Below are 17,026 nucleotides of genomic sequence, written 5' to 3' on the forward strand. Positions count from 1 at the left end.
GACTCCGGTGCGTTTGGTGCCATAGACGGCTCGGCCGCGCGCTCAGGCCGCCGCGCGCCGTTTGCGGGACGTTGCGGTGGTTTTCGACGTCGCGCGCCCGCTCCCGCCGCTGCCGCCGCTGCCGCCGCTGCCGCCGCTACCGCTGCGACTGCGCGCCGTGCTTGCCGCGCGCGGCTTTTTGCGCGCGGGCGCGGCCGCCTCTTCATCGGACTCGGCCTCGCTATCGCTCTGATCCTCGTCCTCGTCGGCGGCGCGCTTGCGGCCCGTGGCGGCCTGCTTGCCCTTGCCGCGGCCAAGACTGCGGCGCAGCAGATCGGACAGGTCGAGAATGTCGGCGGACTTGCGCGACTCGTGCGGCGTTTCGACCTCGACGACCTCCTCGGTCTTGCCCGCCTGGATCTTGCGCTCGACGAGCGCCATGATGTCGTCGCGAAACGTATCGTGATACTGCATCGGGTCCCACGTCTCGCTCATGTCGTCGATCAGCTTTTTCGCCATGTCGAGTTCTTTCGCCGTCACGCCGGCGGCCTTCATGCCTTCGGGCGGCACGTTGAATTCGTCGAAATTGCGCACCTCGTCGGCCCAGCGCAGCGTGTTCAGCGCGAGCATCGGACCGAGCGGAATCAGCGCCGCCAGATGCTGCTTGTTGTGCAGCACGACACTGGCGACGCCGATCTTGCCCGACGCCGTCATCGCCTCGCGCAATAGCGCATAGACTTTTTCACCCTTGCGGTCGGGCGTCAGGAAATACGGCGTATCGAGATAGAGAAACGAGATGTCGGGGGCGTCGACGAACGCGAGGATGTCGACCGTCTGCGTCGACTCGGGGTTCGCCGAGCGGATTTCGTCGTCAGACAGCACGACGTAGTGATCCTTCTCGTACTCGAAGCCGCGCACGATGTTGTCGCGGGTCACGTCCTTGCCGGTCCGCTTGTTGAACTGCTTGTAGCCGATCGGATCGATCGTGCGCTTGTCGAGCAGATTGAAGCCGACCTTCTCCGACTGCGTCGCCGGATAAAGCTGCACCGGTACGTGGACGAGCCCGAAACTGATTGCGCCCTTCCAGATCATGTGTGCCATCGCGCGCTCCCCTGTCCCATGGCCCTGAGATCTCAGGCGAAGCAGCAAGCGTGCCCGCGTTTCGGCGCGCTCGACACTGCCGCCACGCGTAAAGCAGGAGCGGGTCGGCTCGGCGGTGTGCCGTCATGGGGTTGTAAGTCTTGCGACGAGGCGGCAAAACCTACGGTTTTCCTGGTGCGCGCGGTCTATGCGGCGCCCGCATCAAGGCTCGAGCAGGACCGGTACCGACGCAAACCCGCGAAACCGCACGCGAGCGCCCCGCGTCGGCTCACCATCGACGCGATACGCCGGGAAGCGCTGCACGAAGCGCCCGATCGCAATCCGCGCCTCCAGCCGCGCCAGCGACAGACCCGCGCACTGATGAATCCCGAACCCGAACGCGAGATGCCGGTTCGGGTCGCGGCGGATATCGAAGCGGTCCGGCTCGGCAAACTGCTCGGGATCGCGATTGGCCGCGCCGATGCACAGCGTGACCGGCGTGCCGCGCGCGAGCGCGACGCCGCCGATCTCGGTATCGACGGTGGCCATGCGATTGCCGAGTTGGTTCGAACTCTCGAAGCGCAGGCACTCCTCGACCGCGGTGCCGATCAACTCCGGCTCGCGCAGCAGCGCGGCACGCTCGTCAGACCACTCGCTCAGCGTGACGAGTCCGTTGCCGATCAGGTTGGTGGTCGTTTCATGCCCGGCGTTCAGGATGAAAATGCAGTTCTGCAGCAGTTCGGCTTCAGATAGCTGCTCGTGCGGCCCCTCCCCCTGGATCAGCCGCGTCAGCACGTCGTGCTGCGGATCGCCCGGCTCGCGGCGGCGTCGTGCGACGAGGCCGCGCAGATAGTCGACGAATTCGCTGACCGCGCGATTGCCACGCTCGAACTGCGCGTCGGTCAGCGACGGCTCGAGCGCGCCCAGTATCGCGAGCGACCAGTCGCGCAACGGCGCGCGTTCATCGTGCGGCACCTCGAGCAGATTGCCGATGACCTCGACCGGAATCGCCGACGCGAATTCGCCGATCAGATCGATACGCCCGCGCTGCGCGGCCGCATCGAGCAGGCCGTCGACGAGCCGGATCAGCGCGGGCTCCATCGCCGCGATCGCGCGCGCGGTCAGCGCGCCGGCGATCAGCTTGCGCACCCGCGTATGGCGCGGTGGATCGTTGAACACGAGACTCGTGGTGTGATGCGCGTAGAGCAGAAAGTCGCCGTATTTCGGGCGGAACTCGACGGTCTTGTCGGAGCTGAAGGTCTTGGGGTCGCGGTAGACCGCCTGCACGTCGCGAAAGCGCGTCAGGAACAACGAGCCGTCCGGCATGCGCCGGATTGGCTCATAGCTGCGCAGTGCGTGATAGACCGGATAGGGATCGGCGTAGAACGCCGGGCTCAGATGACGCAGATCGAAGTCGCGGGCAAGGGAGGATGCCTCGCTGGCGGTTGCCGGGGTCATGCGTTGTCTCCGTGGGGCGTCTTGTTGCGCCAGGGTGGGGTGGTGGGTTCGTGTGAGCGTATTCGTTCGGCCTGCTCCGTTACGGCGATGCGCCGGACGCCGGGTTCAGCCAACGCGACGACCAGCCGCAGGCGACGGGCCAACGCACAGAACCGATACAATAGCGGGATTTTCCGCGCGCCACGCGCCTCTTTCTTCCCGCGTCACCGGTCGTCCATGAACCTCGTCATTCAAAGCGTCGCCCCCCTTTGCGCCGACCACCACAAAACGCTCGTCGCGCTCGCACGCGGCTCGCACGCCGCCGTCATCGACGAGCACGCGATTCGCATCGCCGGCGCGAACCTCGCGCAACGCGCCGACGTCGAAGCGTATTGCTATGCGCATCGACTCGACTACGCGTTTGTCGAAACCGGCCGCCAGTTGAGCGACTTCGGCCTCGTCGCGATGGACATGGATTCGACGCTGATCACGATCGAGTGCATCGACGAAATCGCCGATTTCTGCGGGATCAAAGCCGAAGTCGCGGCGATCACCGAGGCTGCGATGCGCGGCGAGATCAAGGACTTCAACGAGAGCCTGATTCGTCGGGTCGCGCTGCTGAAAGGGCTCGACGCCAGCGCGCTCGAGCGCGTGTACGAGGAGCGGCTGCGGTTGTCGCCGGGCGCCGAACGCATGCTGGCCGGCGCGAAACAGGCGGGCCTGAAAACGCTGCTCGTGTCGGGCGGCTTCACGTTCTTCACCGCGAAGCTGAAGACGCGCCTTGGGCTCGATTTCACGCGCGCGAACACGCTTGAAATTATCGACGGCAAGCTGACCGGCAATGTGATGGGCGAAATCGTCAATGCCGAGGTGAAAGCGCGCACGCTGCGCGAAACCTGCGCGACGCTCGGCATCGAACCGTCGCGCGCAATTGCGATGGGCGACGGCTCGAACGACCTGAAAATGATGGCCGAAGCGGGACTCTCCGTTGCATTCCGGGCGAAGCCGGTGGTGCGGGAAGCAGCCAGCGTGTCGTTCAATTTCGTTGGACTGGACGGTTTGTTGCGGTTGGTTTGAGGCTGGCGCTCGAGGGATCCGTTATCGCTCGCGTCGGCACAACGACCGACGCGCTAGCGAGCCGCGCGAACCGTTGCGTTATCTGTTGAAAATGGCCGGCAAGAACAGCGCGAACATGCCGATGGAAATCAGGATGCTGAAGATCAATACGCCCTTCATGATGCGATCGTGATTTTTGCCTATTTCCAATGACAGGATAAATTGTTTCATAAGCTCCTCCACAAGACAGAACAAGTATAAGAGCTGCACTATCCAATAAAACTAATTGAGGTAAATGTGCAGGGCCGCGGATAGAAGCGCCGCCAGGCAGGTCATGAAAATTGACGTGCCTATCGCCCCACGTGATAGCGCGCCAACCACGGACTCGGTCTGCCGGTGATCGATAACGATGGCGAAGCCGTCCCGCCGCACCTTGAGTAAGCACGCCATCACGGCTATGGAACAGGCGAACGCCAACCCGCAGAACCCAACGATCCCCAACGCAAGCATCGACGTCTCCACGCTGCCCTGCTCCAAGGCCATCACCGCCTCATAAATCGCGGCGGCGCAAAGTCCGATCGCACACCAGAACAGTTGCCCGTCCTTGACCGACGCCGCAATCATCGTCCTGGCAACGCGCCAGCCATACGCGGGCGCGACGAGCGCGAGCGTAAAGATCGGCCCGGCAATCGGCACCGCAAGGTTCAGCAACAGCCAGAAGAAAAGATTCATCCAAGCCCCTCCCCCGAGCGCCGCAACGTTATCCGTCAAGCACACGATCGTAGCGTCGCGCCGCGGCATCGAACATTCGGCCGAACGGTCGGGTCTGCCTGATACTCAGGGCAACAAAAAAGCCCGCCGGGAACACATCCCGGCGGGCTTCTCGAACAACGTGTCGAACAGGGCTAACGCGTGTTAAGCCAGCTTGGCCAGGCTCTGCTCGATATCCGCACGCAGGTCCGCCTCGTCTTCCAGACCGATATAGAAGCGCACCAACGTGCCGCGACGCGGCCACTGCGCCGCAGTGCGCATCGACGCGATGTCGTACGGCATCGCGAGGCTATGCGCGCCGCCCCAGCTCCAGCCGAGCGAAAACAGTTCGAGCGACTCGCAAAACGTGTCGATCCGCGCCGCGCTGTACCGTTCGTCGAACACCACCGAGAACAGTCCGCCCGCGCCGCTGAAATCGCGCTTGTACACTTCGTGCCCCGGACAGTCACCGAGCGCCGGATGCAACACCGCGACGACTTCCGGCCGGCTCTTCAACCACGTCGCGAGCGACAGCGCCACGCGATCGTGCTGCGCGAAACGCAACTGCATACTCGGCAGGCTGCGCAGGATCAGCGAGCAGTCGTCCGAGGACACGCCGATGCCCATGCGCATGCGCGCCGCCTTCAGCTTCACATGCACGTCGTGGTCGACCGTGATCGTCGCGCCCATCAGCACGTCGCCGCCGCCCGATTGGTATTTGGTCAGCGCCTGCACCGAGATGTCGACGCCGTGGTCGAACGGCCGGAACGCGAGGCCCGCGGACCACGTGTTGTCGATCGCGGTGACGACCTTGCGCGCGCGCGCCGCCGCCGTGATGGCCGGTACGTCGGGCACTTCCATCGTCACCGAGCCGGGCGCCTCGATCCAGATCAGGCGCGTGTTCGGCTGGATCAGACTGGCGATGCCCGCGCCGATCAGCGGATCGTAGTAGCGCGCCGTGATACCGAAATCGCGCGCGAGCCAGTCGCCGTGGTCGCGGTTCGGCGAGTACACGTTATCGGGAATCAGCACGTCGTCGCCGGCCTTCACGAGGCCGAAGTAGACGTTCGAGATCGACGACAGCCCCGACGGCTGCAGCAGCGCATGATTGCCGCCCTCGATCGCGGCGAGGCGCTGAGCGAGCGCGATCTGCGTCGGCGTCGCATGCAGGCCGTAGCGCCATTGCGCGTCGTTTTTCCAGTCGAGCGCGCGCATCGCGGCGAGGTCGGGAAACACCACCGTCGACGCGCGCGTGACGGGCGTCGAGAACGATTCGAAGCCCGGCGTGATCTGGTCCTCGGCACGCACGATGCGGGTCTGCAGGCCATGTTTGAATGTGGATTCAGTCATGTGAAGCTCGGTGAAAAACATAGTCAAGCGAGCCTGAAGCAACGGCCGCGCTGCGCGATTCCGGATGCCCGGCGCGCGTGCGCATCAGTAGCCCGTTTGCAGGTTGCTGACGCCGCCCACTGGGTGCCCGCCGGCAGCGGGTGCCGGCGCGGGAGCCGCCGCGCCGTTGGCCCCGGCCGGTTGCGGTGAGGGGGCTGCAGGCCTCGTCGCCGCACCGCCGGCCGAACCGGCCAACGGCACCGCCTGCCCTGCCGCCAGCGGCTTCAGGTTGAATTCCTGAGGGTTCGAATCGTCGACGTTCATGCGGTCGCCTTCGAGCGAGCCGTCCGCCGCGAACTTGCCGACCCAGTTGCCGGTGATATGCGTGCCGTCGTTCGATTCCTCGACTTCGAGCGTATCGCCGTCGCGATCGCCGGCGATCAGAATCACCTCGCCGCTATCGGTGTACTGATACTCGCCGTGCACGCCAGATGGATCGTCGGTCTTGGGCCCGAGCCGCAGCACGATCGGCCGCGCGCCGAGCGTGCCCACGTAGCGCGGAAACTTCGCGAACTCGGGGCTCGGTTTCAGCGGCAACTGGATCGGCGGCGGCGCGGCCAGTTCCTTGACCGCATCGCTTTCCGCCCACGCCTGCGACGGCATCCACAGCACCGTGCCCGTACACAACAGCGCGGCGGCGCTCACCACCACGCCGGCGCGCCGGCGCAAGGCGTGCGTTGCCGTGCGGGTTGCCGAACCCTTCGTCACTTTCGCTTCCTGCATCCCGTCGATCCTTGTTGCTGGTTCCTGCTTGCCACCTATATCGCGCCGGCCTGCCGTGCGCGGTCACAGACGCTCGAAAACCGCCGCGATCCCCTGCCCGCCGCCGATGCACATCGTGACGAGTGCATAGCGCCCGCCGATGCGCTGCAGCTCGTACAGCGCCTTCACGGTGATCAGCGCGCCGGTCGCGCCGATCGGATGGCCGAGCGAAATGCCCGAGCCGTTCGGATTGACCTTGGCCGGATCGAAGCCGAGCTCCTTGCTGACCGCGCAGGCCTGCGCGGCGAAGGCCTCGTTGGCCTCGATCACGTCGAGATCGGCGACCGTGAGACCCGCCCGCTCGAGCGCCTTGCGACTCGCCGGCACCGGGCCGATGCCCATGTACGCGGGATCGACGCCCGCATGCGCGTACGACACGAGTCGCGCCAACGGCTTCACGCCGCGCCGCTCGGCGACGCTACGCTCCATCAGCACGACGGCCGCGGCCGCGTCGTTGATGCCCGACGCGTTGCCCGCCGTCACCGTGCCGTTGTCCTTTACGAACACCGGCTTCAGCTTCGAGAAGTCTTCCGCGGTTGCGTTCAGCCGCGCGTGCTCGTCGGTGTCGAACACGACGTCGCCCTTCTTCGACGCAATCGTGATCGGCAGAATCTGTTCCTTGAAGTAGCCGCTCGTGATCGCGTGGGCCGCGCGACGATGCGACTCGAGCGCGAGCGCGTCCTGCGCGTCGCGCGAGATCTCGTACTTGCGCGCGACGTTCTCGGCGGTCACGCCCATGTGGATCGACTGGAAAGGATCGTTGAGCGCGCCGACCATCATGTCGACGAGACGCGCGTCGCCCATGCGCTGTCCGAAGCGCGCGGCCGGCATCGAGTAAGGCGCGCGGCTCATGTTTTCAGCGCCGCCGCCGATCGCGATATCGGCATCGCCGAGCAGCACGCTTTGCGCGGCCGACACGATGGCCTGCAAGCCCGAGCCGCACAGCCGGTTCACGGTCAGCGCGGGCGTATGCTGCGCGACCCCGCCGTTGATTGCCGCGACGCGCGCGAGATACATGTCTTTCGGCTCGGTGTGCACGACGTTGCCGAACACGACGTGTTCGACTTCGTCGCCCGACACGCTCGCGCGCTCGAGCACTTCGCGCACCACGCGCGCGCCGAGATCGGTCGGCGCGAAATCCTTCAGGCTGCCGCCGAACGTGCCGATTGCCGTGCGCACACCACTTACCACCACTACGTCCCGTTGCATCGCTTGTCCCTCCTGTTGTCTCTCCAGTCTGCCTGGATGATTGCACCAGCGCGGGCCATGCTGCGCCGCGCGCGGCTTACGTAAAACCTAGTTCGCCAGCCGCCGCTCGACTGTCTCGCGCGACGGAATCGGCGCGACCGCGCCATAACCTTGCGTGGACAGCGCGGCGGCAACGTTCGCGTAACGCGCGGCGGCAAATGGATCGTCGCCCGCGACGATGCGCGCGATAAAGGCGCCGCCGAAGCAGTCGCCGGCGCCGGTCGCATCGACCGCGTCGACGACATGGCCCGGCACGACGCGCCGCTCGTTCGGCGTCGCGATATACGAGCCGTCCTTGCCGAGCTTCAGCGCGATCACGCCCGGACCATGCGACAGCAGAAAATCGACGATCTCGTCACGGCCGGTCAGCCCCGTCAGTTCGGTCACATCGTCCCAGCTCGGCAGGCAGATGTCAGTCTGGCGGATCGCCTCGAGCATCACCGCGCGCGCCCGCGCCAGCGGCCACAGCTTAAGACGCAGATTGGTGTCGAAGCTCACGCGCGCGCCATTCGCGCGCGCATGCGCGATCGCTTCGAGCGCGGCGTCGCAGGCGCTGACGCTGATCGCGAGACTGATGCCGGACAGATGGACGACCTTCGCCGCCGCGAGCGCGTCGCGCGGCAGATCGGCGGGTGCATAGCGGCTCGCCGCCGAGCCCGCGCGCAGATAGTCGAACGCGTGGCCGTTGGGGCCGTGAGACACGAAATAGACGCCGGTCGACGCTTGCGCATCGATGCGCACGAACGACGTGTCGACCTGCTCGCGCTCCCACAGATCGACCAGCAGGCGTCCGAAATGATCGGCGCCGACCGCCGACACGAAACCGGTCCTCGCACCCTGGCGCGCGGCCGCAATGCAGAAGTTCGACGTGTCGCCGCCGAAGCCTTGCAAGTAGTTCGGTTGATCCTTCGCCGACTGGTTGAATTCGATCATCGCCTCGCCGAGCGCGAGGATGTCCGGTGTGTGAGCTTCAGGCTGTGCGGCCGCGCTGTGCGTCATCGCTTAGACCTCGCCCCACAAATCGTGGCCGTCCGCGCCGGTGATCTTCACCGATACGAAATCGCCGACCTTGTAGCGCTTCGACGCCTTGGCGGACGGCGCGATATAGACGACGCCGTCGATCTCCGGCGCATCCGCCGCGGTGCGGCCGATGCCGCCGTCCGCGTTGATTTCGTCGACGAGCACCTTCAGTGTCTTGCCGACCTTCCTCGCGATGCGCTTGGCCGACACCTGCTCGGCCACTTCCATGAAGCGCGCGCGACGTTCCTCACGCACTTCATCGGGCAGCGCGCCGTCGAGTTCATTCGCGCTCGCGCCTTCGACCGGCGAATACGCGAAACAGCCGACGCGATCGAGCTCCGCCTCGCGGATGAAATCGAGCAGTGTCTCGAACTGCTCTTCGGTCTCGCCCGGAAAGCCGGCGATGAACGTGCTGCGGATCGTCAGATCGGGGCAGGTCTCGCGCCAGGCCTTGACGCGCTCCATCACCTTCTCGGCGTTGGCCGGGCGCTTCATGCGCTTCAGCACTTCCGGATGTGCGTGCTGGAACGGCACGTCGAGATACGGCAGCACGTGGCCCTTGTACGGACCCTCGGCCATCATCGGAATCACTTCGTCGACGCTCGGATACGGATACACGTAATGCAGGCGCACCCACGCACCATATTGCGCGGCGAGTTCGCCGAGCGCGGCGACCAGATCCGTCATGCGCGTCTTGATCGGCTTGCCGTTCCAGAAACCGGTGCGGTATTTGACGTCGACGCCATATGCGCTCGTGTCCTGCGAGATCACGAGCAGTTCCTTCACGCCGGACTTGAACAGGTTCTCCGCTTCGAGCATCACTTCCGCGACCGGGCGCGACACCAGATCGCCGCGCATCGACGGGATGATGCAGAACGTGCAGCGGTGATTGCAGCCTTCGGAAATCTTCAGGTACGCGTAGTGGCGCGGCGTGAGCTTGACGCCCGCGGCGGGCACCAGATCGACGAACGGATCGTGCGGCTTCGGCAGATGGCTGTGCACCGCCTGCATCACCTCGCCGAGCGCGTGTGGGCCGGTTACGGCGAGTACCTTCGGATGCACTTCCTCGATCAGCCCTGAACCGCTCGCGCTCTTCTTCGCGCCGAGGCAGCCGGTGACGATCACCTTGCCGTTTTCGTTGAGCGCTTCGCCGATCGCGTCGAGGCTTTCCTGCACGGCTTCGTCGATGAAGCCGCAGGTGTTGACGACCACGAGGTCCGCGCCGTCATAGGTGCCGGAGATTTCGTAGCCTTCGGCGCGCAACTGGGTGATGATCTGCTCGGAATCGACGAGGGCCTTGGGGCAGCCGAGAGAGACGAAGCCGACTTTCGGCGTGGCGCCCGGCCCGGCCGGAGCGTTCGAGGGGGTGGAAGACATGGGGAACCGCTTGAAGACGTTAAACCCTGAATTGTAGCGGTTCGCCACCGCCACCGCTCGTAAGTCTTTGAATTCTAGTCTTCAAACCGGGATGGGTTCGGCAGGACCGGGTTGATTCAGCTCACTATTTTCGTCGCTGGAAAGGTGCTGACGCGTGGGCGCCGACGCGTCTCCGGCCGCCAGCGCCTGGCCGATTACCGTAAGAATTTCGTCAGAGTCCTGCACTCGCCGGATCGCCGCATGCAGTTCGGCGGCTTGCGGCCAGGTCCGCTGCAGGTAGCTGAGCCACTTCTTGACGCGGCCGTGCTCATGGGTCAGCGTGCCATGCGCCCGCAGCTTGTTCATGTAGCCGACGATCGAACCCAGCACCTGCTGCCATTCGTCGGCAGATGGACACGGGTCGACGAGCCCGCGGATTCGCTGCGCGAGGAACGGATCCGACACGGCGCCGCGCCCGATCATCACGTCCGCGCAGCCGCTGACCGAGCGGCAACGCTGCCAGTCCGCCACCGTCCAGACTTCGCCGTTCGCGATGACGGGCACGTCGACGGCGTCGTCGATGCGCGCGATCCACTCCCAGTGCGCAGGCGGCCGATAGCGGTCGTCGCGCGTGCGCGCATGCACGACGAGCGAGGCCGCGCCGCCGTCCGCGAGCGCCTGCGCGCATTCGATCGCCTGCGACGTGTCGGACACGCCGAGGCGCATTTTTGCCGTCACCGCGATATCGGCAGGCACCGCGGCGCGCACGGCCGAGACGATCTGGTTCAGCAACTTCGGGTTCGCGAGCAGCATCGCGCCGCCGCCGTGCTGATTGACGACTTTGGCGGGACAGCCGAAGTTCAGGTCGATACCGTAGGGCGACAGCATGGCCGCGTACGCGGCATTGCGTGCCATCCACTCGGGATCGCTGCCGAGCAGCTGGATCACCATCGGCGTGCCGCTGGCGGTCACGCTCGCGTGCAGGATTTCGGGCGCCTCGCGCTCGTAGACGCGGGTTGGCAGCAGCGAGCCTGTGATGCGGATGAACTCGGACACGCAGCCGTCGAAAGCGCCCGCGCTCGTCAGCACGTCGCGCAGCACATAGTCAGCGAGCCCTTCCATCGGGGCGAGAAACAGCCGGCTCATGAGCGGCGTGGGTGAACGGCGGGTCAGAGCAGAATGATCCGCGCGGCCTTCGCAACGGAAGACGCTGACGCGATCAGGGAGACGGTCTGAAACATAGGACGGGTCCAGCGGAAGAAACGGTAACGGCGCAAGCAGCGGTGTGCCGGCAGTGGACGCAACGGATATCGAGCCGCGGCCGGAATCCGGTTCCGACGGAACAGCGTCCCCCCGCGCGGGCCGCCATTGTAGCGCGTCGGCGGCTGCACTCCCGCGAGCTCGCCGCCATTCACTCCTTCACTTCTTCTCCGTCTCCGGATTGGCCTGCGGCGTGGCCGGCGCATTGCTCGCATTGCTCGCATTGCTCGCATTGACCGCGCCGCCCGGCGTAAACGGGAACGTGGCGAACATGGTCTTCGCCTGATTCTGCATCTGCTCCTGCATCTGCACGAACATGTTCTTCGATTGCTCGATGTAGCTGGTCATCATGCCCTGCATCATCGGCGCCTGCATGTTCATGAACTGCGACCAGACTTCGGGGTTCATCGCCTTGCCTTCATAGAGATTCTTCGACTGGTCGGCAAGCTTCGCCTGAATGTCGATGAAGGCCTGGATGTTCTTTTCCAGATACGTGCCCATCATGCCTTGCATCGCATGACCGTAGAACCGGATGATCTGCGACAGCATCGACGACGAGAACATCGGCAGGCCGCCGCTCTCTTCTTCGAGAATGATCTGCAGCAGGATCGAGCGCGTCAGGTCCTCGTTGCTTTTGGCATCGATCACCTTGAAATCTTCCTGATCGAGCACGAGTTGCTTCACATCAGTCAGCGTGATGTAGGTACTCGTCTCGGTGTCGTAGAGCCGACGATTCGGATATTTCTTGATCAGTCGTTCGGCCGTTTTCTTTGTAGTAGTAGTCATGTAACGCCTTTAAGCTCGAGTTAAGCAAACGCGGAAACGGCGTCCGGGCTGTGCAACGGGATCCATTGCGCAGCCGGGACGCCGGCGAAACCATCTGAGCCGAAGCGCGCCGCCTTCCGGTCCGGCGCGCCGATGGCTCAGCCCATATGCAAGCCGCCGTTCAGCGAAAAATCGGCACCCGTGGCGAAGCCCGATTCTTCCGACGCAAGCCACGCGACGATCGAGCCGATTTCGTCCGGCTGACCGAGGCGGCGCACCGGAATCGTCGCGACGATTTTTTCCAGCACGTCCGGGCGGATCGCCTTGACCATGTCGGTGCCGATGTAGCCCGGCGACACGGTGTTGACCGTCACGCCCTTGGTCGCCACTTCCTGCGCGAGCGACATCGTAAAGCCGTGAATGCCGGCCTTCGCGGTCGAATAATTGGTCTGGCCGAACTGGCCCTTCTGGCCGTTCACCGACGAAATGTTGATCACCCGGCCAAAGCCACGCTCGACCATGCCGTCGATCACCTGCTTGGTGACGTTGAACAGGCTGGTCAGATTGGTGTCGATCACCGCCGTCCAGTCTTCGTGCGTCATCTTGCGGAACACGACGTCGCGCGTGATGCCGGCATTGTTGACCAGCACGTCGATCTCGCCGACTTCGGCCTTGACCTTGTCGAATGCATCCTTGGTCGATTGCCAGTCACCGACGTTACCCTCGGAGGCGACGAAGTCGTAGCCGAGTACCTTCTGCTCGTCGAGCCACTTCGCACGGCGCGGCGAATTCGGGCCGCAGCCGGCGATCACCCTGAAGCCTTCCTTGTGCAGACGCTGGCAGATGCTGGTGCCGATGCCGCCCATGCCGCCCGTTACGTACGCAATTCGCTGTGTCATAAACCACACTCCGTTATCGTTGTCGAGGCGCCTGCCGGCGGCCTCGTGCCTCGCCTGATGCTGGTTCGCGTTGCCGCCGGGCGACCGTCTGGCAACGCGCACTGCCGACACGAGTCACCTGTTGCAACGCGCCGCGCCGCCAGTTGGCGTGCCGCGCGGCCAGCTGCCTGTGCCGGCGAAGACCGCGCGCGACCGGTCACGAATGCGCGCGGCGTACCCAGCGTACTTTAAACGCGCTCGACCGCGAGCGCGACACCCATGCCGCCGCCGATACACAGCGACGCCAGACCCTTCTTCGCATCGCGCTTCTGCATTTCGTGCAGCAGCGTGACGAGAATCCGGCAACCGGACGCGCCGATCGGGTGGCCGATCGCGATCGCGCCGCCGTTCACGTTGATCTTCGACGTGTCCCAGCCCATCTGCTTGTGCACGGCGAGCGCCTGCGCGGCAAACGCTTCGTTGATTTCCATCAGGTCGAGATCGGCCGGCGTCCAGCCCGCGCGCTCGAGGCAACGGCGCGAAGCCGGTACCGGGCCCATACCCATCACCTTCGGATCGACACCCGCGTTCGCGTATGCCTTGATGCGCGCGAGCGGCGTGAGGCCGAGCGCTTCCGCTTTTTTCAGCGACATCACGAGCACCGCGGCTGCGCCGTCGTTCAGACCCGATGCGTTGGCCGCCGTGACCGTGCCTTCCTTCGAGAACGCCGGCTTCAGGCTCGCGAGTGATTCGGCCGTCACGCCATGACGCACGAATTCGTCGGTGGTGAAGCGCAGCGGCTCGCCCTTGCGTTGCGGAATCTCGACCGGCACGATTTCGTCGTTGAAGCGCCCCGCCTTCTGCGCGGCTTCCGCCTTGTTCTGCGACAGCGCCGCGAACGCGTCCTGCTGTTCGCGCGTGATGCCGTGCTCCTTCGCGACGTTCTCGGCCGTCACGCCCATGTGGTACTGGTTGTAGACGTCCCACAGGCCGTCGACGATCATCGAGTCGATCAGCTTCGCGTCGCCCATGCGGAAACCGTCGCGCGAACCCGGCAGCACGTGCGGCGCGGCGCTCATGTTTTCCTGGCCGCCTGCCACGACGATGTCCGCGTCACCGGCGATGATCGCGTTGGCCGCGAGCATCACGGCCTTCAGACCTGAGCCGCAGACCTTGTTGATCGTCATGCCCGGCACGGCCGACGGCAAACCCGCCTTGATCAGCGCCTGACGCGCGGGGTTCTGACCGGAGCCCGCCGTCAGCACCTGGCCCAGAATAACTTCGCTCACCTGTTCCGGCTTCACGCCTGCCCGTTCGAGCACGGCGCGCACCGCGAGCGCGCCGAGTTCAGGTGCGGCAATCTTCGCCAGCGACCCACCAAACTTGCCCACTGCAGTACGAGCGGCCGATACGATCACAACATCAGTCATTTCCATATCCTCCGGGCATCCCGGCCAACTGCGCCACAGCCCGTTACGTTAAAAATTGCGTTGCAACTTGCGTTGCTCTCACGCCTTCATCAACCAGACGCTCATTCACCTGCCAAACACCTATGCACCGGCCGACTGCGCACTATGCCGACGTCGACAGCAATGTCGTACGCGCGCGTCGAACCCGTGCGTGAACCTACTCCCGTTGCCGCACGTAGCGGCCCGGCGCCGGCTCGATGACCGGGAATTCGTCGGAGCCCAAATTGGCGCGCGGCTTCACTTTCTTGCCGCCGTACTGATCGAGCCAGTCGGTCCATTCCGGCCACCAGCTGCCGGGCACTTCGGTCGCCGCGTCGAACCATTCGTCCGCGCTTTCGGGCAGCGTGTTCGCGTCGGTATCGAGCTTCCAGAAGCTGCGCTTTTTCTTCGCGGGCGGATTGATCACGCCGGCGATATGGCCCGACGCGCCGAGCACGAACTTTAGCGGCCCGGTCAGCAGCGGCGCCGACGCATACGCGGTTTGCCACGGCACGATATGGTCTTCGCGCGAACCGTAGATGAAGGTCGGCACGTCGATCTTCGACAGATCGATCGGCTCGCCGCAGGTGGTCAGCGCACCGGGCTCGCGCAGCTTGTTCTCGAGATACGTGTTGCGCAGATACCAGACGTACATCGGCCCAGGCAGACTGGTCGAGTCGCTGTTCCAGTACAGCAGGTCGAACGGTACCGGCGTGCGGCCCTTCAGGTAACTGTCGACGACGTAGTTCCACACGAGGTCGTTCGGGCGCAGGAACGAGAACGTGTTCGCGAACTCGACGCCGCGCATCAGTCCCGGCGGCGCGCCGTTCTTGCCGCCGATGCTCTGCTCGCGCATCTGCACGTGCGCCTCGTCGACGAACACGTCGAGCACGCCCGTGTCGGAGAAGTCGAGCATCGCGGTGAGCAGCGTCATCGACGCGGCCGGATGTTCGCCGCGCGCCGCAGCCACCGCGAGCGCGGTGGCGAGCATCGTGCCGCCGACGCAAAAGCCGAGCGTATTGATCTGCTCGCGGCCGCTGATCTTGCGCACGGTGTCGATCGAGGTGAGCACACCCTCGCCGACGTAGTCGTCCCACGTCTTGTGCGCGATGGACTGATCCGCGTTGCGCCACGAAATCAGGAACACCTGATGGCCCGAATCGAGCCCGTGCGCGACGAGCGAGTTTTCGGGTTGCAGGTCGAGAATGTAGTACTTGTTGATGCACGGCGGCACGATCAGGAGCGGCCGCTCGCGCACGGTCGCCGTGCGCGGCTTGTACTGGATCAGTTGCAGCAGATCGTTCTCGAACACGACCGAGCCTTCGGTGTTCGCGAGGTTCTCGCCGACCGCGAAACGCGATTCGTCGGTTTGGGAAATCTTGCCGCGCTGCATATCGGTGAGAAGGTTCATCACGCCCTGGCGCAAGCTCTCGCCTTTACTGTCGAGCAGCGTTTTCTGCGCTTCGGGATTCAGCGCGAAGAAATTGCTCGGCGAGGCCGCCGCGGTCCACTGCTGGACCGCGAAGCGAATGCGCTCGCGGGTTTTCGGCTGGGTATCGAGCGCATCGACCATCTGCTGCAGATAGCGCGCGTTCAGCAGATACCACGCGGCGGTGAACGCGTAGGCGGGCGCCGCGCTCCAGGCGTCCGCGCTAAAGCGCCGGTCCTTGAGCTCGGGCGCCTTGATCGCCGACGTGGTGGCCTGCTGGATCAGCTCCATCGCCTCGCGCGAATAGTCGGTCTGCAGCTTCTGCAAACGCTCGGGCGGAATCGCGGCGGTGGGAATGCTCAGCCCCGGCAACGACGGCAACGCACCGGCGGCCAGCTTGCTGAAGTCGGGCATGCCGGGAAACGCCGGTATTTGCGGGAAGCCCGCCGTTATCTGTGCAAGGTCCGGCATCTGCGGCATTGAGGGCATCTGAAATGCCGAGCCATTGGGCTGCGCGCCGAACGAACGCCAGGCGTTCATCCAGGCGTCGAGAAATTGCTGCATGCCTGCGGCTGACGATGCACCGCTCGTACCGGCCTGCTGCGTCTGCTCCTTCGAGGAGTCGGTGCTGGGGGAAGCTGAGGAATGAGATGCTGCCATACCTGCTTTTGACCGGTAAGTCCTTGCGGACGGGTTGAGAGGCAGGTCCGTGCGCATGTGGCGATTGCTCGCGACTTCGTCACGCCCTGTCCCATGAACGAGGAGGAGCTTAGAAGGAACATTCTTGCTCCCCATCACAAGGCATGTCAATGCTTGCTCCCGATTTTGCCGCAGTGCGATAGTTTTTTAATTATCGTTTTCCCTGTATGGCAAATCGCGCTTTAACGAGTCAAATGACCCTGCCGCGGGTAAATCCGAAAAACTCCAAGGGCGCATGGCACTTAAGCATATTTATTCGTTCGGTCGCCCACACAGCCGGCGGGCGATTCGCGCTATCGGCGGGCCTTCCGGCAGCGCAACAAAAAATGCGTGTGAAGGCCGGGGAACGGGCCGTCAGCGACGGGTCGGCAGTGGCATTCGCGAATAACGACCCGGTGCGCATTCACGCGAAATAAAACCACGGCTCGATTTTAAAAGTATGACAAGATGCGCCCGCGCGCCATCCCGAA

General features: G+C 64.7%; 15 protein-coding genes. 1 reads left to right on the plus strand and 14 read right to left on the minus strand.

Annotation, left to right across the window (positions count from 1 at the left end; all coding sequences use genetic code 11):
- Nucleotides 1-42 precede the first annotated feature (42 nt).
- Both OKW39_RS02635 and OKW39_RS02640 read right to left on the minus strand, forming a co-directional pair.
- Entirely contained in the window at nt 43-1,080 is a 1,038-nt protein-coding gene (locus OKW39_RS02635; RefSeq protein WP_429561991.1) for a Ku protein, read from the minus strand.
- Between the two features lie 201 nt (nt 1,081-1,281).
- A complete protein-coding gene (locus OKW39_RS02640; protein WP_429561992.1) occupies nt 1,282-2,517 on the minus strand; it encodes a cytochrome P450 in 1,236 nt (411 codons plus the stop codon).
- Nucleotides 2,518-2,733: 216 nt separating this feature from the next.
- Here OKW39_RS02640 and serB point away from each other — a divergent pair, with 216 nt between their 5' ends.
- A complete protein-coding gene (serB, locus tag OKW39_RS02645; protein WP_429561993.1) occupies nt 2,734-3,573 on the plus strand; it encodes a phosphoserine phosphatase SerB in 840 nt (279 codons plus the stop codon).
- A 78-nt stretch (nt 3,574-3,651) separates the two neighbouring features.
- Here serB and OKW39_RS02650 read toward each other — a convergent pair whose 3' ends face one another.
- The 12 genes from OKW39_RS02650 to phaC all read right to left on the minus strand — a co-directional run bounded on the left by OKW39_RS02650 (nt 3,652) and on the right by phaC (nt 16,421).
- Nucleotides 3,652-3,783: a hypothetical protein gene (locus OKW39_RS02650; RefSeq protein ID WP_260321381.1), complete on the minus strand. Its 132-nt coding sequence runs from the start codon at nt 3,781-3,783 to the stop codon at nt 3,652-3,654.
- Nucleotides 3,784-3,834: 51 nt separating this feature from the next.
- The gene (locus tag OKW39_RS02655; RefSeq protein ID WP_244144987.1) at nt 3,835-4,284 is read right to left on the minus strand and encodes a hypothetical protein; all 450 of its coding nucleotides are present in this window, start codon (nt 4,282-4,284) and stop codon (nt 3,835-3,837) included.
- A 183-nt stretch (nt 4,285-4,467) separates the two neighbouring features.
- Complete coding sequence (locus tag OKW39_RS02660) at nt 4,468-5,652, minus strand: cystathionine beta-lyase (RefSeq protein WP_429336394.1); 1,185 nt, start codon at nt 5,650-5,652, stop codon at nt 4,468-4,470.
- Between the two features lie 84 nt (nt 5,653-5,736).
- Nucleotides 5,737-6,414 carry a hypothetical protein gene (locus tag OKW39_RS02665; RefSeq protein WP_176078939.1) on the minus strand — a complete coding sequence of 226 codons (678 nt, stop codon included), beginning with the start codon at nt 6,412-6,414 and terminating at the stop codon, nt 5,737-5,739.
- Nucleotides 6,415-6,477: 63 nt separating this feature from the next.
- Nucleotides 6,478-7,662 carry a beta-ketothiolase BktB gene (gene bktB / locus OKW39_RS02670; RefSeq protein WP_429361320.1) on the minus strand — a complete coding sequence of 395 codons (1,185 nt, stop codon included), beginning with the start codon at nt 7,660-7,662 and terminating at the stop codon, nt 6,478-6,480.
- Between the two features lie 87 nt (nt 7,663-7,749).
- Nucleotides 7,750-8,700: a sugar kinase gene (locus OKW39_RS02675; RefSeq protein ID WP_429561994.1), complete on the minus strand. Its 951-nt coding sequence runs from the start codon at nt 8,698-8,700 to the stop codon at nt 7,750-7,752.
- 3 nt (nt 8,701-8,703) lie between these two features.
- Nucleotides 8,704-10,098, minus strand: a complete 1,395-nt coding sequence (rimO, locus tag OKW39_RS02680) for a 30S ribosomal protein S12 methylthiotransferase RimO (protein WP_429561995.1) — start codon at nt 10,096-10,098, stop codon at nt 8,704-8,706.
- An 81-nt stretch (nt 10,099-10,179) separates the two neighbouring features.
- On the minus strand, nt 10,180-11,223 hold the full coding sequence (locus OKW39_RS02685) for a tRNA dihydrouridine synthase (protein WP_090804657.1): 1,044 nt from the start codon (nt 11,221-11,223) through the stop codon (nt 10,180-10,182).
- Between the two features lie 273 nt (nt 11,224-11,496).
- A complete protein-coding gene (phaR, locus tag OKW39_RS02690) occupies nt 11,497-12,123 on the minus strand; it encodes a polyhydroxyalkanoate synthesis repressor PhaR (RefSeq protein ID WP_429336390.1) in 627 nt (208 codons plus the stop codon).
- 137 nt (nt 12,124-12,260) lie between these two features.
- Nucleotides 12,261-13,001, minus strand: coding sequence for a 3-ketoacyl-ACP reductase (locus tag OKW39_RS02695; protein WP_090805746.1), 741 nt, complete (start codon nt 12,999-13,001; stop codon nt 12,261-12,263).
- Nucleotides 13,002-13,228: 227 nt separating this feature from the next.
- Nucleotides 13,229-14,410 (minus strand): acetyl-CoA C-acetyltransferase, encoded by a 1,182-nt coding sequence (locus tag OKW39_RS02700; RefSeq protein ID WP_090805745.1) that lies wholly within the window; start codon nt 14,408-14,410, stop codon nt 13,229-13,231.
- A gap of 196 nt (nt 14,411-14,606) precedes the next feature.
- Nucleotides 14,607-16,421 carry a class I poly(R)-hydroxyalkanoic acid synthase gene (phaC, locus tag OKW39_RS02705; protein WP_429563443.1) on the minus strand — a complete coding sequence of 605 codons (1,815 nt, stop codon included), beginning with the start codon at nt 16,419-16,421 and terminating at the stop codon, nt 14,607-14,609.
- Nucleotides 16,422-17,026: the final 605 nt, after the last annotated feature.

It is taken from the genome of Paraburkholderia sp. MM6662-R1, assembly GCF_050436245.1.
GTDB lineage: Bacteria > Pseudomonadota > Gammaproteobacteria > Burkholderiales > Burkholderiaceae > Paraburkholderia > Paraburkholderia tuberum.

Coding starts and splice junctions, on each gene's coding strand:
- phaC (WP_429563443.1), bottom strand. CDS start 16,421: ATGCAGCAATTTCTCGACGCCTGGATGAACGCCTGGCGTTCGTTCGGC.
- OKW39_RS02660 (WP_429336394.1), bottom strand. CDS start 5,652: ATGACTGAATCCACATTCAAACATGGCCTGCAGACCCGCATCGTGCGT.
- phaR (WP_429336390.1), bottom strand. CDS start 12,123: ATGACTACTACTACAAAGAAAACGGCCGAACGACTGATCAAGAAATAT.
- OKW39_RS02695 (WP_090805746.1), bottom strand. CDS start 13,001: ATGACACAGCGAATTGCGTACGTAACGGGCGGCATGGGCGGCATCGGC.
- OKW39_RS02665 (WP_176078939.1), bottom strand. CDS start 6,414: ATGCAGGAAGCGAAAGTGACGAAGGGTTCGGCAACCCGCACGGCAACG.
- OKW39_RS02635 (WP_429561991.1), bottom strand. CDS start 1,080: ATGGCACACATGATCTGGAAGGGCGCAATCAGTTTCGGGCTCGTCCAC.
- bktB (WP_429361320.1), bottom strand. CDS start 7,662: ATGCAACGGGACGTAGTGGTGGTAAGTGGTGTGCGCACGGCAATCGGC.
- serB (WP_429561993.1), top strand. CDS start 2,734: ATGAACCTCGTCATTCAAAGCGTCGCCCCCCTTTGCGCCGACCACCAC.
- OKW39_RS02700 (WP_090805745.1), bottom strand. CDS start 14,410: ATGACTGATGTTGTGATCGTATCGGCCGCTCGTACTGCAGTGGGCAAG.
- OKW39_RS02685 (WP_090804657.1), bottom strand. CDS start 11,223: ATGAGCCGGCTGTTTCTCGCCCCGATGGAAGGGCTCGCTGACTATGTG.
- OKW39_RS02650 (WP_260321381.1), bottom strand. CDS start 3,783: ATGAAACAATTTATCCTGTCATTGGAAATAGGCAAAAATCACGATCGC.
- OKW39_RS02655 (WP_244144987.1), bottom strand. CDS start 4,284: ATGAATCTTTTCTTCTGGCTGTTGCTGAACCTTGCGGTGCCGATTGCC.
- OKW39_RS02640 (WP_429561992.1), bottom strand. CDS start 2,517: ATGACCCCGGCAACCGCCAGCGAGGCATCCTCCCTTGCCCGCGACTTC.
- OKW39_RS02675 (WP_429561994.1), bottom strand. CDS start 8,700: ATGACGCACAGCGCGGCCGCACAGCCTGAAGCTCACACACCGGACATC.
- rimO (WP_429561995.1), bottom strand. CDS start 10,098: ATGTCTTCCACCCCCTCGAACGCTCCGGCCGGGCCGGGCGCCACGCCG.